Here is a 21,486-nt window from a genome sequence, read left to right as displayed (position 1 = left end):
ATCCTCGTCCGGACTGCGCTGACCTAACATGAAGTAGATGGTTTATCCGCGGCCGCCAAGGCTGGAGCAAACGCAATGCAGGTGAAATTTNTTCGAATGGAACGTGGAATCGGGCTGCCTGAATCGGAGCGGGCGGGCAACCTGCTCGAGACCGGAGTGATGCTGTGGGTAGTGTTCCTGCTTTTACTCCCGATCCTGCTGTTTGGAAATCTTTCTCCTCATCTGCTTGCGCAGCAGTTTGTCGAGATCAAGAGCCACATGCTGATCGAGTCATTCTGCGGTTTTGTGGCACTGATGATCGCCGGCATGATTCTGGCCGTGAGCGCGAGACAAAAGAGCTATGGTGGGGCATTTTTCGGAATGGCTTTCCTGTCCATGGGGGTCATGGACATCCTGCATGCCTGGTCCAATCCGGGCCCGGAACTGCACCATTTCGTCGCCTACCATACCGTCTCTTCCCTGTCTGGAAGCGGGCTGATCCTGGCCGGCATCGTGGCCCATATTTTCTCAGATCGGAAACGCTGGCCTACTCACAGCGATATGCTCACAGTGGGAGTGGGCGGGCTGGTCATATTGATGGTGGCAGTCCTGTATCAGATATTCATTCCGAACCTGATGTCAGGCACCTACCCCAATTCTCTGAGTTTTCTGCCGACCACGCATAGCGTGCATTACCTGCCCAGCTTTCTTTATGCGCTCGATGCCGTTGCTTTTTACGGCTATTACCGGAAGTATCGGAAAAGCCTTGCACTGGTGATCGCCAGTCTGCTATTGGTGTTTGCGCAGAGTGCCTATTTGTTCAACTTCTCCACACTATGGGACATCATCTGGTGGGGGTGGCACGGGGTCAAAATGATGTTCTATCTGGGCGTCATGGTCACGGTGTCAGTCGGTTTTCTGCTGGCGCTCAATACCATTGAGCGCTCGCGCCATGTTCTGATGCGCGCCAACCGGCGGCTGCATCGCACCCAGCGCAGGATCAGAAACGTCAATCAGGAACTCAGGATACGCAACCGCATGGCGCGCGAGGCGATGACCTCGCCCGATCTCAACAATGCACTCGATGTGGTGTCCAGTGCGGTCAACCAACTGCTGGGTATCCCCTGTGGCGAGTTGATCCTGAGCATCCCGGCGGATGAAATCGACGAGTTCGAGCGACATATGCCCCAACTGGGATCGCACTGGCCCATCCGGGCCAAGGCGTCGAACGCCACCTGTTTTGGGCAAAGCTGTCAGTTGGTGAGGGAGTCGNGGGGAAGCTATTACGAATGCTCTTCCGGCACGGTCGATCAGTCGGTTTGCCTGTCGCTCACTGCGAGCGGCCAGGAGATCGGCCACCTTCGGTTGCTCATGGAAGATCGTGAGCACTTGCGCCAGCGCATGGGCCAGTTGCAGGCGTTGGCGGCGGAGATTGGCACGATCGTCAACAATGCACTGCTTTACCATCGTTGGCTTGATGCCAACGAATTCCGGGCCGCTTTGCTACGAGTATCGGCCATGATGACCTCAACCCTGAACCTCAAGCGGGTACTTGAATCGGTGTGCAGCGAAAGCGCCGACCTGCTGGACAGTGAGNGGGCGCTGGTCTGGCTTCCCAGCGAGAAGGAACCCGGGCGCTTCACTCTGGCGGCCCGATGGTTTGCCGACAGCGACAAGGCTTGTACCGCTGAACTGGAGGCCTGGTGCCGTGACGGCCATTCATGCGCACGGCTCCTGAATAATATCGACGGCCACTTCCGCCCACGTGCCATGCTGTGGCCGGACAGTCAGGCGTTATGGGTTTCAGAACAGCCATTGAGTTGCCATTGGNGGGCGATGGCGCTGTTTCCCNTACTGGACGAAGAACGCCTGATCGGCGCCATGGTGTTGATACGCAAGGAGCGGGTGCAATTCAGCGAGGCGACCCTGGCCAAGGGGGAACTGCTTGCCGGCCAGGTCCGTATCGCAATCAACAATGCCCATAGCTACCAGCAATTATCCGAAATCAACCAGCAACTTAAACTGTCCGAGGCAAACAAAATTCGCGCGGAACGCTTGGCAGCGCTGGGCCAGATGGCTGCCTCGGTGGCGCATGAGGTACGCAATCCGCTGTCGGCCATTACCAATTGTCTGGCGGTGTTGAAGGCGGAGCGCAGTAACGAGGGCCGAAGCCGCGATGCCTTGGAAATCATCCAGGACGAGGTGGCGCGGCTGGATAATCTGACGCGCGACTTCCTCATGTTTGGCAAGCCGCGTGTGATGGCAAACAAGCCGGTGGTACTGGAGGCGCTGGTTTACAAGGTGTGTGCGGCTCTGGAGCGTCATGTCCAGCAACAGGGACAAATGATCGAAGTGGAGGCGGGTATCTCGGGCAACGCCATGTCCCATCTGTTCGATGCGGATGGTCTGGAAGTCGTTCTGTGGAACCTCCTGCTCAATGCGTCGCAGGCCATTCATGGCCGGGGCCATGTGTATGCCACGGTACGCGTCTATCCTGGCTGGTTTCTGCTGGTCGTGGCGGATACTGGCAAGGGCATCNCCNCCTTGGAGCGCAAGCTGATTTTTGAGCCGTTTTATACCCAGCGCTCGCATGGTGCCGGGCTTGGGCTCGCCATCGTGCAGCGCTTCGTGCAGGAGTGGGGAGGTCGTATCCGCATTGCAAGCCAGGTGGGGCGTGGCACTCAGTTTTATGTGCGTGTACCCTTGCCCGAACCGGTCGACGCGACTCTTGAACGTTCGATAGCAAAGGCATGAGCAGCAAACCTCTACATATCCTGTTGGTGGACGACCAGAAAAGCCTGCGCCGTAGCCTGTCGCTCATGCTGCTGGGTGCCGGCTTCGATACCAGCGAGGCGGAAAGCGGCAGCCAGGCGTTGGCGATCTTGAGCCAGGCTGAATACGACCTGGTGATTACCGATTTGCGTATGGATGACATGTCCGGAATTGATCTGCTGCGCGAGATCAAGCAGATCAAGCCTCACCTGCCGGTGATCCTGATCACGGCCTATGGCAGCATCGAATCGGCAGTCGATGCGATGCGCCTGGGCGCATTTGATTACCTCACCAAGCCGTTCAGCGAACACGATATTCTGGAAAAATCCATGCCAGCCAGGCATTGCGCAATTACGCCACTGCAATGCGGAGCCCTCCCACGGCGGGGCAGCGCGAGGCAGACGACATCGTGGCCGATACACCGCAGATGCGCGCGACCCTGATCAAGGCGGAACGGCTGGCAGCCACCGACATCAGCGTGCTCATTACCGGCGAGACCGGCACCGGGAAGACTCGTATTGCCCGACTCATCCACGAGAAAAGCGCGCAGCGGGCATGCCTTTGTCAGCATCAATTGCGCCAGCCTGCCGGAGCAGCTTCTGGAGAGCGAACTGTTTGGCCACGTGCGAGGCAGCTTCACCGGCGCAACCGATTCCCGTGCCGGTCTGTTCGAGGAAGCGGATGGCGGCACCATTTTCCTGGACGAGGTGGATACCCTGTCGCCCGCGATGCAGGCCAAGCTATTGAGCGTACTGCAGGAGCGGCAGATCCGCCGGGTGGGATCGAACAAGAGCAAACAGGTGGATATCCGGGTGATCTCTGCCACCAATCAGGTGCTCGACAGCCTCATGGAACGTGGGCATTTCCGTTCCGATCTGTATTTCCGCCTCAATGGTATCCGGCTGCATCTGCCGCCGCTCAGGGAGCGAGGCGAGGATCTCAAGCGGTTGCTGACGCGTTTTCTCGAAGTCTACAGTGCCAAGTACAGGCGAAGCGGACTCGGTCTGACGCCGCGCGCCTTGGCCTGTGTACAGGCTTATCCGTACCCGGGGAATATCCGCCAGTTGGAAAACTTCGTGGAACAAATGGTGGTCTTCGCTGACGAGCAGGGGGTGATCGATATCAACGCCCTGCCAGAAGATCTGTTGCAGCATCTGGGCAACATATCAGAGGCCGATGTCCCCGTCCCATTGCCGCAAGGAGAGGGGGCAGCCTTGCCAAGACCGAGCGCATGTTGATCGAGGCTGCCTTGCGGCGTGCCAGGCATATCGGCGAGGCTGCGCGTGAATTGGGCATCGGCCGTACCACCCTGTGGCGCAAGATGCGCGAATTCAATCTCCAGTTCACGCCAAGTCGGCGCGAATAGGATCCCGCATCGTCTGGCATGCTGTTTGCTCAAATTCGGCAGGGCCGATTCACGGCCTGTTGTTTGAAACAAACAGGAGAGAGGGTGATGAAATTTTTTCCCGCATTAAACGCAACAGCCGCATGCTGTTTTTACTGGGCTTGCTGACGATCTTGCCAGCGACATCAGTCATGGCCGATGAGCCCCAAGTAGTGGCAACCGAGCTCAAGTTCGAGGTTTCCGTGGCAGATAACATCGCGAACGTGCGCGATATGCTGATCTCACAACTCGAAGCCAGGAATTACGCCATCATCAACGTGCTCAATGTGCAGGAAGGCCTGCAGGGGCGGNGGATCGATGCGCCGCCGCTTCAGCTCATCGAGTTCTGCAATCTGACCAAGGCCTACACCGTCACCCATCATGTGCCCAACTTCGAGATGTTTGCGCCATGCCGGTTGGCGCTCATCGAGCATGACGGCAAGACCACGGTCATGATGCAGCGTCCGGCCCATATTTTGAGCTTGCTTGCCAACGACAAGAATCTGACAGACGAAGGCAGGGCAACCCTCAAGCAGTTTGATGATGACTTGCGCGCCATTCTGGATAGCTTGGCAAGTGGCGGGTTCTGATGGCCGGACGGGCTCGTTTCACAATGGAACGAACCCGCCCGGCGCATCGTTCAAATCCATACGTAGCAAGCTNGCGGCGGGAACGGAAATGGCCTGCGCCTCCTGCAGTGCACGAACAGGTGCCCTGGATACACTCAATTTGATGACAAGGAGTATTTGATGAAGGACAGATGGAACGGGATACTTGAAACCCGTTATATGAGTCGGATCGCCGTTGCCGCGCTGCTTGGGGCGGTGGGGCACGCTGGTGCGGCAGAGCATTCCCACCATGGCCATCATGGAGCGTCTCCCATGGGTCACAATCATGGAGGCTCGAATGCGACGGCAGAACTGGTGGCCATTTCAGGCAGTCAGGTGAACGGCACGCTGCATCTGGTTCAACATGACAACAGTAATGTGCTGATCAAGGGAAGCGTGGTGGGCCTGACGCCGGGAAAACACGGTTTCCATATTCATGTGAACGGCAATTGTGATTCGCCGGATGGAATGAGTGCAGGCGGTCATTTCGCGCCTTCTGGCGGGGCCCATGGCGCGCCCTCCGGCGAGGCACATCATCTGGGCGACCTAGGCAATATTGAAGCGGACCGGAACGGCGTCGCCAACGTGAGCGTGGACGTGCCGGGTGTGAGTCTGGCGTTGATCGGCCTCAATTCCATTGTCAATCGCGCGATCGTCATTCACGCCAAAGAAGACGATTTTTCCGATCCGGCCGGCAATTCCGGTGCGCGTGTGGCCTGTGGTGTAATCGAGCAGGACAACGATATGCGCATGTGAGCATCCGGCCACTTCGTGAGTGTTTCGTCTGTTCCGGCCTGTTGGGTTGACCGTGATCGATCCAAGTTATTTCTTCCCTCTGCAGCGCAATTCATTTGAGGGCGCTCAGCCCGCAACAATCGCCAGAGAGAGACTGACGATGCGCTGATTCCAGGCTTGCTGCATTTCCATTCAATGGCTGCTTAAGCCGTGGATGAAAGTCTGGCCTCATCTAATCGCTCAATTTCCTCCTCCTTTACCGGTAGCCCTGCGCTACCGGTTTTTTTGCGTGGGTGATGTGGGATTGCGCAGGTCGGACGAGTTTTTTCAACGTGAAACATTCGCTGAAACAAAGTGGGGCGGCGTGTGTTCAACCTATTGAAAACAAATAATAAATCAAATTGGCATGGGAAGTGCTAGAGACCAACCGCGACAAGGTGTCGCAGCTTTGTTGGGCGGGCTTTCTGGAGAGTGGTTTGGCCGCCAGATCTCTAGATGGCAGTTCGGTTGTGTGCCATCCGGTTCTGATTTCAGGTCGGTGTGCGACAAGGTTTAACAACAGGAGAATTTACAGATGAAATCTAAGGCAACAACGGTATCAGGTGGGCTGGGGAAGCGACGCGTCGTTTCTGCACTTTGCACGGCGGGGCCAGCTCTTTCGCGTTGGGGCTGCTTGCAATACCCGTTAGCGCGGTGTTGGCAGATAGTAAGGATGGAACCTTCCCATCTGCCGAGCAGGTGNGGGGTGAAGTGTTCATCAAACCGATGGCGGTCGGCACAAAAATGCCGACTGATATCGAGATTTATGACTCCAATGCANAAAAGGCCGATTTCGGCAGTCTGGTGGCAGGCAAACGGACGCTGGTGGTGTTTTTCATCTCTGCGGTACCAGTTTCGGTTGAACAGCTGAAAAAGACCGAGGTATTCGTGGACAAATATGGACGCGGCGCGAACGTCGTCTTTATCAATGCGGACACGATGGGCACGCACCTGATGGGTGGCCCGACGCAAGCGATTCCTTCCACGGCGGCAACCATGCGCCTGATCAAGAAGGAGCACAACTTGAAGCGGGATATGTATGTGGCGCCCAACGACGTGCTGAGCCCTAAAGGCGTTTCTACGCGTCTGGGGATTCGCGGTCTGCCGACCAGCTTCCTGTTGTCGGCCAACGGCACGATCGAAAAGGTCTTCGTCGGCCCGCAGGACTGGAAGAAAGGCGACATCTGAATCGACGCTAGGGCGTCTGCATAAAGCAATACAACGCAAGGAGTTAAATTAATGAGTATTTCCAGAAGGCAGTTCATACAAGGTTCGCTCGCTGCCGGCATGGCCGGGGCTGCAGGTGTTTTGGGTTCGGGGAGCGCCATGGCGGCTCGCCACAATCCGCTCAACGAAGCGCAGGCCGATTTTTACAAGAAATTCGATCGTAACGTCGTGCTGCTGCCGAGCAAGTACGGCGGCTACGTGCAGGCGCTTGACCTTGCCGTGCCGGAAACCCTGGCTTGGTATAACTACGGCCTGGCGGGTGTCAACATGCCCATCCCGCACCACATCGCGGCCATGCCTTCGGCCGATCCCTACAAGGGATTCGACTTTTACCAGACCATGCAGCCACCCGGGACGCCTTATGTCAACGAGAACTCCNCCGAATGGCGCGATCGTGGCGATTTCAAGATGTTCAAGATGCGCTACGACGGTAGTGGCAAGCAAAACCACATAGAAGTGGTCAACGACATCGGCGTGACCACGGGTATGTCGCTGGGGGTGCACGTGTCCATCGGTGTGGGCGAAAACGCCAACAAGTATGTCGCGTTTGCAGATGGCCAGAAGGACATGGTGCTGATCACCACCATCGATGACAACCCGAAAATCGTCAAGGCCTTCCGTGCCGATTACGATCCCGTCAAGCGACAGCTTCACATCAGCCATATCTTCCCCGATGCCACCACCGGCAAGTTCGACTACGTGGGCCGCAAAGGCATGAAGACGACCCATGAGGCGATGCTGGGCGAAGAACTGATGCCAGCCGATCCGACCGCGGTATTCGTGGATGCCTTTACCTGGCACCCGACCCTGCCGTTTGGGGCGATCCTGATCCGCCGCCTCGGCTGCTGCGCAATCGTCGATACGCGTACCTGGGAAGTGGTTGCGCTGCTTTCTACGGCCAAAGGCGCGCCTAACAATTTCCCGCTGACCCGGCAACAGGGCTTCACCTGGACCTTCTCCGTTCCGTCGGTGCTTACGCCTTTGCACGAGGCTGGCTTCATCACGAGCGGCGAATACTTCTGTGCATGTAACAACGTGCTGCAGAACAACATCGCGATCTACCGTTCGACCGATGAGAATCCGCTCAAATGGAAGAAGGAAGCCTTCGTCGAAGGGTTCGGCGACAAATATCTGCCGCTGCATATGGGTAACGTACCGGATTCGCGTTTTGCCTACTTCACCATGTGGGCGCGCAAGCCGAACAATGGCTACATCTGCAAGGTGGATACCAAAACCTGGAAGGTGACCGCGAAGTGGGATACCGGCCCGGACCCCCACACCTGCGACTGCTCGGTTGACGGCAAATACATGACTACGGTGTACAGCGGCAACCAGGGCGGACAGTCCGGCTTGGTGATTCTTAACGTCGAGACCGACAAGATCGAAGCCCGTATTGCCGTTCCCGGTGGCATGCACGACCACGTCGTGGTACCGGAAAGCTGGGAAGGCATGAAGTTCTCGCGCAGTACTTCGGTGTAACGGAACGTTTCGTTCTCTCGTCGGCGGCATCGCCGCCGACGGGGTGTCCGAAGAAAAGATTATTAAAGAACTGAAAGACGAGCATGAATATTCAAAGAACAATCGCGAATACATTTGCCTCGGCAATGCGCTGGATTGCCTGCCTTGGGCTGCTATCTGCGTTGGGCCTGCCGACTGCGGCACTGGCGCACAGTAACGAATATCTGGCCACCATCAAGGGCGGCCACGGCGGTTTGCTACGCATGGCGGAGATGTACCACTTCGAATTGGTGGTGAAGGACGGCGAGGCCCAGGTATGGGTCACCGACCATGGCGATACGCCCCAATCGACCCAGGGCGCAAGCGCCAGCCTGCGTTTCATCGCGGGCACGCAAGCCATGACGGTGAAATTGAATCCGGCCGGCGCCAACGAACTGGTTGGAAAAGATTCCCGGATCAGGCTTGTTGCCGGTACCAGGATCCTCCTGACCGTGACCATGAAGGGGCAGAAGCCTTTGCAAATTCGTTATCTGCTGGGCGACATGAAGGCGGATCACGCGGGAAAGCATTGAGCCGCGGTTCTGGAATCATGATGTATCTGCAACTGCATGACGGTCTGTGCTTACCGGCACTGGCAGGTATCGGCGGCTAGTGCCGGAGAGGAGAGCAGACATGCGGATGACACATCCCGGGTATTCCCGCTTCTGTCGGGCCGGCCTGATCACAGGCATTGCATTCCTGGTGGCAGGCGCGGGGATGGTGCACGTGGCCTTTGCCCAAACACCCGTGCAGTATAGGGAAAGCCGCGATCAACTACTCGCGACCAATGCCTGCGTGAAATGCGATCTGGCTGGGGTTGATCTGGCCGGCCTCAATCTCATAGGGGCGGATTTGTCCCACGCTGATCTGTCCCGGGCCAATCTTGCCGGTTCCTATCTGACCGGCGCCACGCTCTATCAAGCCAAACTGACTGAGGCCAACCTGAGCGGTGCGGTCATCGGCGGGGCCAACCTGAGCGGCGCGGAAATGGAAGGCGCCGACCTGAAACGAGTGATATCGAGCCGCGCCAATTTAAATATGGCCAATCTGGCCCGTGCCGATTTCTCCGAGGCCAAACTGGAATATTCCAATATGGAAGGGGCCATCCTGACCGGTGCGAATCTGAGCCGGACCGATTTGTACGAGTCCCGCTTCCTATTCGCCGATTTGACCGATGTGAATTTTGGCTCTGTTGAATTTCAAGTGGGTTGTTCTGCATGAGGGTTAATGGCGTGGAAATCGAGACGGCCGGCGATCAGGAAGATGACGGTTTTGATTGTGTCGATGCGGGTGAAGCCACGGGCACGCCGCTTGGCGGCCTGGAACAAGCCGTTGATCGCCTCCAGAAATCCATTGGTCTGCCGTGTCTGAGCCCAGGCCACGATTCCTTCCAGATGGGATCGGATCATCCGGGCAACCTCCTTCATCGGCTCGACCTTGGAGCGCATGACGCAAGTGCACCAGTGTTCCAGCATGGCGCGCACGACGTTGATTTGTTTGCGATCAAGGATTTCGCGCAGTTGCTCCTTGTAGACCCAGGCGCGCGCCGTGCGCTTGACAGTCATCCTGGCAATCAGTGCGTCAAGATCGGCAGCAGCCTCGGGCTTGAGCCGGGAGGCATCCTTGAGCAGCGTCCAGCGCATGCCCTTGAGGGACTTGTCGGTGCGCTGCTCGATGCGGCGCATCTTGTCCACCGCCGTGCTGGCGTGGCCGATGACGTGGAACTTGTCGAAGGTGATGCGGGCATTGGGCAGATGCTGGCTGACTCCGGCGATGAAGGCTGGCGACATGTCGATGCTCGCCGAGGCGATGTTCCCGGCCGGGCAGCCATGGTCGCCCAGATACTCGGCCAGTTGCGCAATGGTCTGGGCGTCGCGCCCTTCCGTGACGAACAGCACGCGCCTGGCCTCGGCGTCTGCGGCCAGGGTGACATAACTGTGGCCTCGGGCGCGCGAGGTCTCGTCAATGGCCAGCGCCGTGACACCGGAGTGATCCGCCAGGCCGCAGGCCATCTCCACGTACTTCTGGCACACCGCCAGCACCCGGTGGGACGATTCGCCCACGATGCGCGCCACGGCGGCAAACGGCATCTGGCGCGCCAGCATCAGGATGAAGGCTTCGAACAGCAGCGTGAAGCCATTCAGCCGCCCGGCAAAGTCAGGCTCGACCAGTCGCACCGAACCATTGGGCAGCTTCACTCGCGGCGTGCGCACCTGCAGATGGCACTCATGCTGGAAGAAGTTCAGGTGCCGGTAGGTCTTGGTCACGGTGTCGTGCACCGGATGCACGCCTTCATGGCCCGAGACCTTGAAGCGGCTGCCAGCCTTGAAGTCAATCAGCACGGTCAAGGTCCTGGCCGACTCGTCGAAGTCGACCGACGCCACCGTCCACGGCGGGGCAATTCCAAGGGCAGTTTCAAACAGCTTGGCAGTCATGAATTCACTCATCCAGGTTNNGGTCAATATGACGTCAGCTTACCCACTCGGATTTCAAGAGAGGCTGAATTTTATTGGCGCAAATTTGCATGAGGCTGATTTCAGTCATGCCGACGTCAATGGGGTGGCAACCGATGTCACGACTACCTGTCCTGATTTGAAGCCCGGTCCCTGCGATATGCATAGCTTGAGTGAAAGCGGAGAAAAGCTCGGCGCCATGCGGTAGTCGCATTTCGCGGACGAGGGTAGTACACCCCAGCAGGATCTATTCCAGTTTCTTCTCACGCGGTACGGGAGGAGAACAAAATGTTTGTAATTTTATTTATGGCGTTAATTAAAACTGACAGGGCAAGACTGATGGAGAAACAAATTGCAATCGTCACGGCAGCCAGCCTGAGCCTTCTGCTTACTGCCACATTCATCCCCTCTGCGCAGGCCGCGGAGGCATCCAGGCCGGAGCCAACTGGGCAGGAACTGGCTTTCGATAACCGCAAGGGAAATTGTCTGGCATGTCATGCCATGCCCGGAGAGCCTAAAGCGGTGACCAACACCAACATCGCTCCGCCGCTGATAGGCATGGCTGCACGATTCCCGGATCGGAAAAATCTGTACGCACAGATCTGGGACGCTACGCGCGCCAACCCCGACACGGCCATGCCGCCATTCGGCAAGAACAGGATTCTGACCGACGCGGAGATCAACAAAGTCGTGGATTACGTCTACGGGCTGTGAATGCCCGGCTGTCATCTGGTTTTAAGAGAGAAAAGAAACATGAAACGAGCAACATGGATGCTGTCCTGTCTGGGCATGCTGGCTTTCAGCGCCGAAGCGCTGTCCGTCTCGCCGGAACAGGAGCGGCTGAATCGCGTGCAGGCGGTGCAGNAAAAATACCCCGATATCAAATTCGAAGACTATGTGCATGGTGCGCTGGCCTTCAGCGCGGATGCCAAGGCGCAATATGAAAACATGATGGCGTTCCCGCCGTTCGAGTCCGAGATCGACAAGGGCCGCCAGTTGTGGGAGACCCCGTTCAAGAATGGCAAGCTTTATGCCGATTGCTTTCCTGGAGGTGGCAGGAACGTAGCCGGCAATTACCCCTACTACGATGAAACCATGAAANAAGTGGTCACCTTCGAAATGGCACTCAACCAGTGCCGTGTCAATAATGGTGAAGCACCCTACAAGCAAGCTGACATGAATACCATGGGCCTGCTTACCGCCTATGCCCGGACTTTATCGGATGGCATGCTCATGAACATCAAGGTGAAGGGCAGCGGCGCCCTGGCGGCTTTCGAGTCCGGTCGCCGTTTTTTCTATCAGCGTCGCGGCCAGCTCAATNTTTCCTGCGCCAGCTGCCACGTAGACCATGTTGGTGAAATCCTGCGTACCGAGTATCTCTCGATGTTGCCGGGACAGGCCACGCACTGGCCGGCCTTCCGAGGTGGAGATTACACTTTGTTCACGCTGCAGCGGCGCTACTCGGCATGTAATCAGCTGGTGCGTGCGGTGCCCATGGAGATCGGCGGAGAAGAGTACAACAATCTGGAGTATTTCCATTCGTATCTCAGCAATGGTCTACCGCTCAAGTCATCGGTTTTCAGAAAATAACGAGTATGGGCGGCGGAATGCTGCTGCCCGGGTAATTGTCAGGAGGGAAAATGAATTCACGTCGTATTGCAATCGGTTGGTTGGTGTGGAGCGGGTTTGTGATGGGTGGGCTTGGGTACGGCGTATGCGCTGCCGAAAACAACAGCAAGCCGGTTTTGTCAGCCGAGGCCGCGGAAGCTTTGGCGCGAGCGGAGTCTAGCGTGGATCTGGCGACAGCCAAANAGGCATTGTGGACCACAGCGGCCAGTGCGCTTGTCCAGGCCCAGGAAGCCGCCAAGCAACAAGATGATGCAGCTGTGATGAAGTACGCTGCCGTTGCCAACGAGCAGGCGGCTCTCGGCATGGCGCAACTCGATTCCCCGCTAACCAGTCAGCAGTAGCCAGTCAACGGAGCGCTCGGATTGCTATAGCGCATATGACGTCCTCCGTTGTCTGTGGCGAGGATATGGAAAAAGCGCTTTCGAAACAATCGGGGTGGCAAATATGAGCAGTGTGCGCATCGTTCCTGGGTGGCGCACACTGTCCTGTTAGAACTCGTATTCGGTCTGCAGCCTGAACGTATTGTCCGGGGTGGCATCCGACACGCCGAACAGCCAAGCGGCGTTGTACTTGATGGCATGGTGGTGGGCGGTGGCCAGTTTGCCGAAGACGGCCGGTCCTATCTTATGCGACTGGTCCCGGGAGGCTTCCCAGTCGTTCCAGGGGCCGGTGCCGCCAAATCCTTGGAGCCCGTATTCGAAAGCGGGCTGCCAGCGGTATTTCACCTGCCACTGGTAGCCGGCTTCGGTCGGGCTGGATACGGCGGCGTTGAAGCGCTTCTCGAACAGGATGTTGCCATTGAATTGCAGCTTGCCGAACTCGGTCTGGAAGAGCGGGCCGACTTTCAGTTCAACGCCTTCGTCGTGGTCGCTCGGCACTTCGATCTCGGTGATGAAGCCGACGTCCACCGGATATTTTCCGGTCTCCGTGAGCTGGAACTTGTTCTCCCATTCGACGGCATCGTATTTGACGCCGTCGCCGCCGGTCTTTGCATACTTCACATAGACCTCGGTGAACCACCAGTCGTTGGCGCCGTAGCCCAGTCCCAGCGAGGCCATGGATTGCCGCGGGTCGTTGTCGGCGGTGCCGAACTTGAAGTCGATCTCCTTCTCGCCTTTCTCCACGGTGGGCGTGTAGACGTAGTCGGTGGGGCCAGCGAGGGCGGATTGCAGATGCAGCATGCCCGTCGCAGCAATCAACACTGCGTTGCGTTTCATGGGATTTCCTTTCAGGTTGCTTGGGGGATGCGGGGNCGACTCCAGCGCATCCCGAACAGGATGACGAGGAAAGTCAGCGTGTAGAACAGCACCTGCATGCCGCTGGGGCGGGCTTCGTAGCCGGCGAAGATGTGCAGCAGGTTGCCCAGGAGCGAGTCCATGGGCAATAGGGACGAGGAATCCCAGAGCGGGCTGGCGAGCGGGCGAATGAGGTCGCCCTGGATCAGCAGGCGTGCCATCTGCCCGGCCATGCCGGCTGCGAGAAAAAGAATCAGGGCGCTGGTGACAGTGAAGAAATGGCGCAGCGGAATCCGGGCGAGCCCCGAATACAGTACCCATCCCGCGCCGATGCCGGCCGCCAGACCCAGCAGGCCGCCGCTCAGCATGGAAACCCGGCTCGAGCCATCGCCCGCGGCCAGTCCGTACAGGAACAGGGCAGTTTCCGAACCTTCGCGCAGGACAGCCAGGGCGATCAGGATGGCCAGCGCTGACATTTCCCGCTGTCCCGTCCGAACGGCATTCCCCATCGATTTGGCCTGCGCGGCCATCTCGCGCCCGTGGGTGGCCATCCAGATGTTGTGCCAGCCCAGCATCAGCACCGCGATGCCCAGGATGGCGGCATTGAACAGTTCCTGTCCGGCGCCTTCAGCCATCTCGGCGATGGTTTCAGTCAGCCCGGCCACCACCAGGGCGCCGCCCAGGCCGGCGCCAATGCCGATGGCGAGCCAGAAGTTGCGGCCGGTCAGGCCGCGCGTGGCGGCGGCGATGATGCCAATGAGCAGGGCGGCTTCGAGGCTTTCCCTGAAAACGATGATGGCCGATCCGAACATGCTTTACTCCGCCACGATCACGCCACGCGCGGTCTTGTCGTGGAATTCGCCGTAGAAGGGATATTTGCCGGGCGCGAGCGGACCGACATAGATCGTGACTTTGCCATTGCCTGCCACCAGTTTTTCGCGGTTGAGCTCATGGCTTTCGAATTCTTCCGGCGTGCTGTCCAGATTGCTGACCAGCAGCTTGACCTTCTTGCCTGCGGGCACTTTCAGTTCGCTGGGCGTGAATTGATGGTCCTTGATCGTCAGTGTGGCTTCCAGATCGGCTGCCAGGCTGGCAAGGGGGAACATCAAACAGGCAAGGACAAGGGCTTTCATAGGTGTCTAAAATCATTTACGTTTGCATAACGATAATCGTTCTCGTTAATATGTGCAAGAACTTCCTCAGGGCCGCCTGGCGAGCAAAAACGGGTCGGCTGACCTGGGCGTGTAGACGGGGTGCCCTGCGAAATGTCAGAAGGGAAATCGCGATGTCATGGCCGGCCGGGTCTTGCCGGCGACCAGATGGGTGACTTTGGGCGGCTCGCTGCCACGATGAAATGCCCGTGTCTGTTCCAGGACGTCCCGATCCGCAACCGTGACTCGTTCGTGCTGGCGCAAATGCTCGTGCCAGGATTCGACCATGAAGCATTCCACCATGCGTTCGGGATGTTCGACATCCCAGAACAGCTCCCACATGAAGGCGCCATCGCGCCGGCGGATCCGGCTGATCTGCTGCATGGTTCGGGTGAACGCCTCGGTCTGGGCCGGATCGATCCGGTATTCCACCGTGACCATGACCGGCCCGCGGTCGCTTTCGCGTTCCCCGGCCATCATGGGCGTGGGCCAAAACAGCGAGGGTGAAAGATCGACGACATCATGCCGCCCGACCCGGTACGAGCGGGTGAGGGCAATCCCGATCAGTGCGCCGATGGCGGCGACACTCAGCGCGAGCGGGATGCCCGTCCAGGAGGCGACCTGGCCCCACAATGCGCTGCCGGCCGCCATCCCTCCCATGTAGACGACCCAGAACAAGGCCAGGCCACGCGCGCGCACCCACCCGGGCAGGGCCGTCTGCGCGGCGGTCATCAGCGAGGAGACCACGCTGATCCAGGCAACCCCGATCAGCAGCATGGCCGTCCCGGCCGCAACCACGTTCCCGCTGTGGGCGAGCGCCAGCATGGCCAGGGCGTACAGCCCGGTCGCGCCGGCCACGATCCGGTCGCGTGAGAGGCGGGCGTGCGCATGGGGCAGCAGCAGGGCGCCGGCCACTGCGCCCAGCCCCAGGCAAGCCAGGAAGAGTCCGTACGTACCGGGGCCGCTGTGCAGTTCCTGCCTGACGATGAGCGGCAGCAAGGCCCAGGAGGCGCTGGCGAACACGAAGAAGGCGACGCCGCGGGCGAGCACTGCGCGTAACTCGGGCGAATGGCGCGCATAGCGCAGACCGGCACGTACCGCGCCGGCAAGCCGTTCGGCGGGTAGTCCACTCGCCGTGGGCGGGCGCTGCCAATGCCTCAAGGCGGCAATGACGGCAAGAAACGACACGGCGTTCAGCACGAAGACCGCGCCCGGCCCGGCGGCGGCCACGATCACGCCAGCCAGCGCGGGGCCGACGGCTCGGGCGACGTTCAGTCCCATGGAATTCAGCCCGATCGCCGCCTGGAGTTGGGCGCGTGGCACGAGTTCCGGCGTGATCGCACCCCAGGCCGGCATCATCATGGCGTTGCCGGTGCCGAGCGCGAAGGTGAACAGCAACAGGAGCGGGGCGGTGGTCAGGCCCGCAAGCGTGAGGACGCCCAGCGTGGCCGCCATGGCCAGCATCCACACCTGGGCGGTGATGAGGTAGCGGCGGCGGTCGACGATGTCGGCCAAGGCTCCGGCCGGCAGCGCCAGCAGGAAGACCGGGGCCGTGGTAGCAGCCTGCACCAGCGCCACCATCAGGGGATTGGGCGCGAGCGAGGTCATCAGCCAGCCGGCACCGACCTCGTGCATCCAGGAACCGATGTTCGACGCGACCGACGCAATCCATAACGTGCGGAACACGCGGTTGTGGAGGGGCGCCCAGGGCGAAGTGGGCTTGGGCGTCTCGGCTGTCACGAAGCGTCCGCGTCAGGCGCCGTTCAGCGCGTTTTTCCAGGTGCGCAGCGGAATGCAGGTCTGCAGGCGATGGAGGGCGCGGTCGATCAGGGCGGGATGGAGTTCGTGCCCGACCGGCGAGGCCACGTCCAGCGTGGCGTCTCCCTGGCACTGCATGAGCCGTTCATAGGCGGCATAGGCATGCTCGACCGGGATGATCGGGTCGTCTTTTCCGTGCAACACGTGCAAGGTCGTGAATTCGGGCGCCCGGTCGGGCAGCGTCGCAAAGCGACCGGAAAACGCCAGGACCCGGCCGACACCGCCATCATGCGCAATGCCGTATTCCAGCGCCATGATCGCGCCCTGCGAGAAGCCGACCAGCGCCGTGTCCGGCTGCATCACCTTGAGATGATCCTGGGCCTGTCGAATCAGCGCGTGCAGCGCCGGCATGGCCGCGGCTACCCGGGCGGCCCGGTTGCCGTCGTTCAAGCCATCGAGGGAGAACCATTGCCTGCCGCTGTCGTGTCCGTCGAACGCGGCGATGCCTTCGGGCAGCAGGAACGCGGCCTGGGGAAAGGCGGCACCGAGCGTGTCGGTCAGCGGCAGCATGTCCGGNGGCGTCCTGCCCGCGCCGTGCAGCACAATGAAAAGCTGCCGGACCGGCAGCGTGGCGGGCAGCAATTCGATTCCTTGAAAGTCGTGTTCGCTCATGTGCTGTCTCCGCTGCCGGTCCGGCAGGCTGTTTTATCCCGGCTTGAACAGGTCTTTGTAGACCCGCGGCTGGGAACGCCAGTACTGTTTCGGCGCATCGACCTGGCCGCCGAGTGTCGCCGCTGCGTGCCAGGGCCAGCGCGGGTCGTACAGCATACCGCGAGCGAGCGCCACCATGTCGGCCTGGCCCGAGGCGAGGATCGTTTCCGCCTGCTCGGGCTCGGTGATCAGGCCCACAGCGATCGTGGGCAGTCCGGTTTCGCGCCGGATTCTGTCGGCGAAGCCGACCTGGTAGCCCGGTCCGACCGGGATGTCCTGCAAGGGAGAGAGTCCGCCGCTGGACACGTCGATGAACGCGCAACCGTGGCGCTGCAGTTCCTGTGCGAACGCGACGCTCTGCTCGATATCCCAGCCACCCTCCACCCAGTCGGTGGCGGAAATCCGGATGCCCACCGGCGTGTCATCCGGCACGGCGGCGCGGAGAGCGTCGAACACCTCGAGTGGAAATCTCATGCGATTTTCCAGCGTGCCGCCGTAGCGGTCGTCGCGGGTATTCGACAGGGGCGACAGGAACTGGTGCAGCAGATAGCCATGTGCCGCGTGCAGTTCGATCACGTTGAAGCCCAGCCGCTGCGCACGCTGCGCCGCAGCCACGAAATCGTTGCGGATGCGTGCGAGTCCGGCTTCATCGAGGGCGGCCGGGCGGGGNTCGTCTGCCGCATAGGGCAGGGCGGACGGCGCGACGGTTTGCCAGCCGCCGCTGGCCGGCGCGATCGACTGCCCACCGGCCCACGGCACCTCAGTGGAGGCCTTGCGGCCGGCATGCGCCAGCTGGATGGCGATGGGAATCGGNGAATGCCGGCGGATCGACTGGAGGACGTGTGCTAGCGCCGCCTCCGTCTCGTCCGACCAGAGCCCCAGGTCGGCGGGCGAGATGCGGCCCTCCGGCGCAACTGCCGTGGCCTCGATGAACATCAGGCCGGCGCCGGACAGGGCCAGGTGCCCCAGGTGGATCTGGTGCCAGTCGGTCGCACGACCCTCGTCGGCCGAATACTGGCACATGGGGGCGATGACGACGCGGTTGTCCAGAACCTGGCTGCCGAGTGTGATGGGAGAAAACAAGATGCTCACGATGATGGGTTCCTTTAAGGGGTCAATGGACTAATTGGCTTCCGCCGGGTCACACCACACATAGGCGTCCATGGCGAGGCCGCCATAGGTGAAGGGAGGTTGATGGCGCGTGGGCCGATCGCCGTCCGCGGCGCCCAGGGCGACGAANAACGGCAGGAAGTGTTCTTCGGTCGGGTGCGACGCCGAACCATGGGGNGCTGAACGATAGTCCAGCAGGGCCGCGACATCCTGTGCCGCGACGCGCGCGGCGACCCAGTCGGCAAAGCTCTTCGCCTGTGGAACCGGCGTCGGGTCTCCAGTCGCCTGCCAGTCCAGCCAGCCGAAGTTATGCGTGATCGAACCGGTGGCGACGATGAGCACGCCTTCCTCGCGCAGCGGCGCCAGCGCCTGTCCCAGCGCGAAATGGGCGGCCGGGCCGGCGTTGCGCACCAGCGAGAGTTGCGTGACCGGGACGTCGGCCTGCGGAAACATTGCCGACAGCGGCACCCAGGCGCCGTGGTCCAGTCCGCGGCTGGGGTGCAGCTCCGCCGGCGCGCCGGCAGCGGACAGCAGGGCGACGGCGCGTTCGGCCAGTGCCGGCGCGCCTGGCGCGGGATACTGCATGGCATACAGGTCTGGCGAGAAACCCGAGAAGTCGTGGATTGTCTCCGGCGCACCTGACAGGCTGGCCGTGGCCTGGCGCGCTTCCCAGTGCGCCGAAATCGCAAGAATCGCCGTCGGCCGCGGAATCGCCCGACCGATATCGCGCCAACAGGCCACGGCCTCCGGCGCCTTCAGCAGGGCATCGGGGGCGCCGTGGGACACGAACACGACGGGCAGATGAGACATATCGGACTCCTTTCTCCGCCAGAGAGTCAGCGGCGGATTACTGCTTGTTGACCGCGACCGCTTCCATCGGGATCTCGAGGGTCACGTCATCGGACACATAGGGTGCGTATTTGCCCATGTTGAATTCGGTACGCTTGATCTTGGTTATTGCGTTGGCGCCGATCGCGTCCTTCTTCATGATGGGATGCGGCATCGCCTGGAACGAGGTGATGGTCAGCGTCACCGGCTTGGTGATGCCCTTGATCGTCAGGTTGCCGTCGACCGACACCGGCTTGTCGCCGTCGAATTTCACGGACGTCGATTTGAACGTGATGGTCGGGTACTTCGCGGTATCGAAGAAATCCTCGTCCTGGATGTGCTGGTTCAGTAGGGGGTAGCCGGTGTTCACTGACTTGGCGTCGATGGTGACGTCCACAGAGCCCGTCTTGGCGGCCTTGTCGTAGACGATCGTGCCGCTGGTCTTGTCGAAGCTGTGCACCTGGTTCGAGTAGCCGAAGTGGTTGTACTCGAAGCGCGGCTGGGTATGCGTGGGGTCGATGACGTAGGTTTCCGGCGCGGCGAACGCGCTGGCGGCGACGGAAGCGAAGGCAAGGGCGATGACGAGTTTCTTCATGGGGATTCTCCTGGGTGAATGAGGGATGGGACGCACTACTTCTTGCCGGCTGCCGCAGCGGCAACCAGCCGGAATTTGATCTGCACTTCGTTGGCGACGGTGCCGTAGTCGGCCCACATGCCTTCGCCGATGCCGTAGTCGCCGCGCTTCAGCGCGAAACTGCCTTCGAACACGCCGAGATTGCCTTCCTGCCTGAACGTGGCGGGCGTTTTCGTATCGAGTGTGCGGCCCTTGATGCTCATCTTGCCGGCCACTTCGAAGCGATTGTTGCCCAGTGGCTTGATCGAGGTGGACACGAAACGCGCGACGGGAAATTGCTTGGTGTTGAACCAGAGCTTGCCGGCCACTTCGTCGTTGCCTTCCTCGGAGCCGGTATCGATGCTGGCGAGCTCGATGTCGATTTCAGCCTTGGCGAGCGCCGGCTTCGCCGGATCGAAGTTGATCCGGCCGCCGAAGCGCTTGAATCCGCCATCGAGCGGCACGTTCATCTGCTTGTATGCAAAGCTCACTGCGCTCTTGTCGGCCAGCAGCTGGTTGAACTCGATGGCCTGGGCACCCGCCGACAGCAGCAGGGCGGCCAGGCCGACGAACGGCGCAACGTGCCGCGTGCCAGGTTTCATGAGGCTTAAGAAGGAAGCGCGAGCGGTGAGATTCATGATCTGAACTCCAGAGTACGGACGAGACGATAGGTTCACTGTACGCAAGCCGGGATTGGAGAAATAGGCTACATTTGGCAAATTATTGTTGCTCATAAGACAACAATCGGACGGAGGCATACATGGACCGACTCGACAGCATGCGGCTCTTCGTGCGGGTGGCCGAACTCGGCAGCTTCTCCGCCGTCGCGCAACAGATGAACGTGGCACGCTCGGTGGTGACGCGGCAGGTGGCGGCGCTCGAAGCACACCTCGGAACGAAGCTGCTGGCCCGCAGCACACGACGCCTGAGCCTCACGTCGGCCGGAGCCACCTACCTGGAAAAATGCCGCGAGATCCTCGGGCTGGTGGATGCCGCCGAAGCCGGCCTGACCGAGGACAGTCAAGCGCCGCGCGGTCACCTCCGCATCACCTTGCCGTTCTCCTTCGGCATTCGCCAGTTGATGCCGATGTTCGGTGACTTCATGGCTGCGAATCCCGAGATCACGATTGAACTGGAATTTAGCGACCGTCGTACCAACCTGATTGAAGGCGGCTTCGATCTGGCCATCCGCATCACCGACCGGCTGGAGCCGGGCGACGTGGCGCGCAAGATCGGCAGCAGCCGGAGCGTCGTGGTGGCCGCACCCGGTTATATCAAGCGCCATGGCCGTCCGCGTCACCCGAAGGACCTGATCCGGCATGAGTGCTTCGGCTATGTGCTCGCCACGCGCTCGAGCTGGGCCTTTAGCCTCGATGGCAAGACCGAGTGGTTTCCCGTTGCCGGCCGGCTCGAGGCCAACAGCGGCGACGCCCTGCTCGCTGCCGCGATAGGCGGGCTCGGGATCACTTATCTTCCCACGTTCATCGTCGAAACGGCGGTACGCGAACATAGCCTGGATATCCTGCTGCCGGCGTTTCGCGCGCCTGAACTGGGAATCTACGCGGTCTTTCCGAGCAATCGCTACGTGCCGCACCGCGTCCGGGCCCTGGTTGAATACCTGGCCCAGCGGATCGGCAGCAAACCGCCCTGGGACGAAATCCTGCCCAAGGGGTAGCGTCGCGCTAGGGCGATCCTGTCGATGAGGGCGCCAACCGCGTCTGCGTGAACGCATCGGGTAAACTCGGCCCTATCCCGAC

Annotated in this window: 23 protein-coding genes and 1 pseudogene; 14 read left to right on the top strand and 10 right to left on the bottom strand. The window is 60.3% G+C overall.

Translation table 11 applies throughout. The annotated features are described in order from the left end of the window. Window positions 1–75: 75 nt before the first annotated feature. The 10 genes and pseudogenes from HZY77_RS05350 (at window position 76) to HZY77_RS05300 (ending at window position 9,462) form a co-directional block, all read left to right on the top strand. Entirely contained in the window at window positions 76–2,733 is a 2,658-nt protein-coding gene (locus HZY77_RS05350) for an ATP-binding protein (RefSeq protein WP_296819516.1), read from the top strand. Beyond that, on the top strand, window positions 2,730–3,194 hold the full coding sequence (locus tag HZY77_RS05345) for a response regulator (protein ID WP_296819514.1): 465 nt from the start codon (window positions 2,730–2,732) through the stop codon (window positions 3,192–3,194). The genes HZY77_RS05350 and HZY77_RS05345 overlap by 4 nt, the downstream gene beginning before the upstream one ends. Beyond that, window positions 3,116–3,989: pseudogene (locus HZY77_RS05335) on the top strand (sigma 54-interacting transcriptional regulator). The gene HZY77_RS05345 and the pseudogene HZY77_RS05335 overlap by 79 nt, the downstream one beginning before the upstream one ends. Beyond that, entirely contained in the window at window positions 3,983–4,117 is a 135-nt protein-coding gene (locus HZY77_RS05330; RefSeq protein ID WP_296819509.1) for a helix-turn-helix domain-containing protein, read from the top strand. The pseudogene HZY77_RS05335 and the gene HZY77_RS05330 overlap by 7 nt, the downstream one beginning before the upstream one ends. 59 nt (window positions 4,118–4,176) lie before the next feature. After that, window positions 4,177–4,725 (top strand): DUF302 domain-containing protein, encoded by a 549-nt coding sequence (locus tag HZY77_RS05325; protein ID WP_296819507.1) that lies wholly within the window; start codon window positions 4,177–4,179, stop codon window positions 4,723–4,725. 159 nt (window positions 4,726–4,884) lie between these two features. Then, window positions 4,885–5,499: a superoxide dismutase family protein gene (locus HZY77_RS05320; RefSeq protein WP_296819504.1), complete on the top strand. Its 615-nt coding sequence runs from the start codon at window positions 4,885–4,887 to the stop codon at window positions 5,497–5,499. A 672-nt stretch (window positions 5,500–6,171) separates the two neighbouring features. Next, window positions 6,172–6,705 carry a TlpA family protein disulfide reductase gene (locus tag HZY77_RS05315; RefSeq protein ID WP_296819501.1) on the top strand — a complete coding sequence of 178 codons (534 nt, stop codon included), beginning with the start codon at window positions 6,172–6,174 and terminating at the stop codon, window positions 6,703–6,705. A 51-nt stretch (window positions 6,706–6,756) separates the two neighbouring features. Further along, a complete protein-coding gene (locus HZY77_RS05310; RefSeq protein ID WP_296819499.1) occupies window positions 6,757–8,223 on the top strand; it encodes a twin-arginine translocation signal domain-containing protein in 1,467 nt (488 codons plus the stop codon). Window positions 8,224–8,306: 83 nt separating this feature from the next. Beyond that, a complete protein-coding gene (locus tag HZY77_RS05305; RefSeq protein ID WP_296819496.1) occupies window positions 8,307–8,774 on the top strand; it encodes a hypothetical protein in 468 nt (155 codons plus the stop codon). Window positions 8,775–8,874: 100 nt separating this feature from the next. Further along, a complete protein-coding gene (locus HZY77_RS05300) occupies window positions 8,875–9,462 on the top strand; it encodes a pentapeptide repeat-containing protein (protein ID WP_296819493.1) in 588 nt (195 codons plus the stop codon). On the opposite strand, the gene HZY77_RS05295 is transcribed toward HZY77_RS05300, so the two are convergent. Then, window positions 9,441–10,676, bottom strand: a complete 1,236-nt coding sequence (locus HZY77_RS05295) for an ISL3 family transposase (protein WP_296820769.1) — start codon at window positions 10,674–10,676, stop codon at window positions 9,441–9,443. The genes HZY77_RS05300 and HZY77_RS05295 overlap by 22 nt on opposite strands. 306 nt (window positions 10,677–10,982) lie before the next feature. Between HZY77_RS05295 and soxX the strand changes: the two genes are divergently transcribed. The 3 genes from soxX to HZY77_RS05280 all read left to right on the top strand — a co-directional run bounded on the left by soxX (window position 10,983) and on the right by HZY77_RS05280 (window position 12,664). Further along, window positions 10,983–11,408 (top strand): sulfur oxidation c-type cytochrome SoxX, encoded by a 426-nt coding sequence (gene soxX, locus HZY77_RS05290; protein WP_363154376.1) that lies wholly within the window; start codon window positions 10,983–10,985, stop codon window positions 11,406–11,408. A gap of 39 nt (window positions 11,409–11,447) precedes the next feature. Next, the gene (gene soxA / locus HZY77_RS05285) at window positions 11,448–12,284 is read left to right on the top strand and encodes a sulfur oxidation c-type cytochrome SoxA (protein ID WP_296819492.1); all 837 of its coding nucleotides are present in this window, start codon (window positions 11,448–11,450) and stop codon (window positions 12,282–12,284) included. A 50-nt stretch (window positions 12,285–12,334) separates the two neighbouring features. Continuing rightward, on the top strand, window positions 12,335–12,664 hold the full coding sequence (locus HZY77_RS05280; RefSeq protein ID WP_296819489.1) for a hypothetical protein: 330 nt from the start codon (window positions 12,335–12,337) through the stop codon (window positions 12,662–12,664). A 147-nt stretch (window positions 12,665–12,811) separates the two neighbouring features. Here HZY77_RS05280 and HZY77_RS05275 read toward each other — a convergent pair whose 3' ends face one another. From HZY77_RS05275 to HZY77_RS05235, 9 genes are all read right to left on the bottom strand, one after another. Then, entirely contained in the window at window positions 12,812–13,540 is a 729-nt protein-coding gene (locus HZY77_RS05275) for a hypothetical protein (protein ID WP_296819487.1), read from the bottom strand. A gap of 11 nt (window positions 13,541–13,551) precedes the next feature. Beyond that, a complete protein-coding gene (locus tag HZY77_RS05270) occupies window positions 13,552–14,370 on the bottom strand; it encodes an FTR1 family protein (protein WP_296819483.1) in 819 nt (272 codons plus the stop codon). Window positions 14,371–14,373: 3 nt separating this feature from the next. After that, the gene (locus HZY77_RS05265; protein ID WP_296763949.1) at window positions 14,374–14,691 is read right to left on the bottom strand and encodes a cupredoxin domain-containing protein; all 318 of its coding nucleotides are present in this window, start codon (window positions 14,689–14,691) and stop codon (window positions 14,374–14,376) included. A gap of 135 nt (window positions 14,692–14,826) precedes the next feature. Further along, window positions 14,827–16,449 (bottom strand): MFS transporter, encoded by a 1,623-nt coding sequence (locus HZY77_RS05260; RefSeq protein ID WP_296819480.1) that lies wholly within the window; start codon window positions 16,447–16,449, stop codon window positions 14,827–14,829. A gap of 12 nt (window positions 16,450–16,461) precedes the next feature. Continuing rightward, window positions 16,462–17,139, bottom strand: a complete 678-nt coding sequence (gene ypfH, locus HZY77_RS05255) for an esterase (protein ID WP_296819478.1) — start codon at window positions 17,137–17,139, stop codon at window positions 16,462–16,464. A 33-nt stretch (window positions 17,140–17,172) separates the two neighbouring features. Further along, window positions 17,173–18,270 carry an NADH:flavin oxidoreductase/NADH oxidase gene (locus HZY77_RS05250; protein WP_296819476.1) on the bottom strand — a complete coding sequence of 366 codons (1,098 nt, stop codon included), beginning with the start codon at window positions 18,268–18,270 and terminating at the stop codon, window positions 17,173–17,175. Window positions 18,271–18,300: 30 nt separating this feature from the next. Next, window positions 18,301–19,098: a class III extradiol ring-cleavage dioxygenase gene (locus HZY77_RS05245; RefSeq protein ID WP_296819474.1), complete on the bottom strand. Its 798-nt coding sequence runs from the start codon at window positions 19,096–19,098 to the stop codon at window positions 18,301–18,303. A 37-nt stretch (window positions 19,099–19,135) separates the two neighbouring features. Continuing rightward, window positions 19,136–19,711, bottom strand: a complete 576-nt coding sequence (locus HZY77_RS05240; protein ID WP_296819472.1) for a YceI family protein — start codon at window positions 19,709–19,711, stop codon at window positions 19,136–19,138. A gap of 35 nt (window positions 19,712–19,746) precedes the next feature. Beyond that, a complete protein-coding gene (locus HZY77_RS05235; protein WP_296819469.1) occupies window positions 19,747–20,367 on the bottom strand; it encodes a YceI family protein in 621 nt (206 codons plus the stop codon). 122 nt (window positions 20,368–20,489) lie between these two features. On the opposite strand from HZY77_RS05235, the gene HZY77_RS05230 reads away from it, so the two are divergent. Beyond that, on the top strand, window positions 20,490–21,404 hold the full coding sequence (locus HZY77_RS05230; RefSeq protein ID WP_296819467.1) for a LysR family transcriptional regulator: 915 nt from the start codon (window positions 20,490–20,492) through the stop codon (window positions 21,402–21,404). The last annotated feature ends 82 nt before the right edge of the window (window positions 21,405–21,486 follow it).

The sequence above is a fragment of the Thiobacillus sp. genome, assembly GCF_013693775.1.
Classification (GTDB): Bacteria; Pseudomonadota; Gammaproteobacteria; order Burkholderiales; family Thiobacillaceae; genus Thiobacillus.
This window is presented reverse-complemented; position numbering and strand designations above follow the sequence as displayed.

What these genes read in the sequence shown, in the direction of transcription:
- HZY77_RS05305 (WP_296819496.1), top strand. Translation starts at nt 8,307, where the DNA reads ATGAATATTCAAAGAACAATCGCGAATACATTTGCCTCGGCAATGCGC.
- HZY77_RS05230 (WP_296819467.1), top strand. Translation starts at nt 20,490, where the DNA reads ATGGACCGACTCGACAGCATGCGGCTCTTCGTGCGGGTGGCCGAACTC.
- HZY77_RS05240 (WP_296819472.1), bottom strand. Translation starts at nt 19,711, where the DNA reads ATGAAGAAACTCGTCATCGCCCTTGCCTTCGCTTCCGTCGCCGCCAGC.
- HZY77_RS05345 (WP_296819514.1), top strand. Translation starts at nt 2,730, where the DNA reads ATGAGCAGCAAACCTCTACATATCCTGTTGGTGGACGACCAGAAAAGC.
- HZY77_RS05275 (WP_296819487.1), bottom strand. Translation starts at nt 13,540, where the DNA reads ATGAAACGCAACGCAGTGTTGATTGCTGCGACGGGCATGCTGCATCTG.
- HZY77_RS05320 (WP_296819504.1), top strand. Translation starts at nt 4,885, where the DNA reads ATGAAGGACAGATGGAACGGGATACTTGAAACCCGTTATATGAGTCGG.
- HZY77_RS05235 (WP_296819469.1), bottom strand. Translation starts at nt 20,367, where the DNA reads ATGAATCTCACCGCTCGCGCTTCCTTCTTAAGCCTCATGAAACCTGGC.
- HZY77_RS05295 (WP_296820769.1), bottom strand. Translation starts at nt 10,676, where the DNA reads ATGACTGCCAAGCTGTTTGAAACTGCCCTTGGAATTGCCCCGCCGTGG.
- HZY77_RS05300 (WP_296819493.1), top strand. Translation starts at nt 8,875, where the DNA reads ATGCGGATGACACATCCCGGGTATTCCCGCTTCTGTCGGGCCGGCCTG.
- soxX (WP_363154376.1), top strand. Translation starts at nt 10,983, where the DNA reads ATGTTTGTAATTTTATTTATGGCGTTAATTAAAACTGACAGGGCAAGA.
- HZY77_RS05330 (WP_296819509.1), top strand. Translation starts at nt 3,983, where the DNA reads ATGTTGATCGAGGCTGCCTTGCGGCGTGCCAGGCATATCGGCGAGGCT.
- HZY77_RS05265 (WP_296763949.1), bottom strand. Translation starts at nt 14,691, where the DNA reads ATGAAAGCCCTTGTCCTTGCCTGTTTGATGTTCCCCCTTGCCAGCCTG.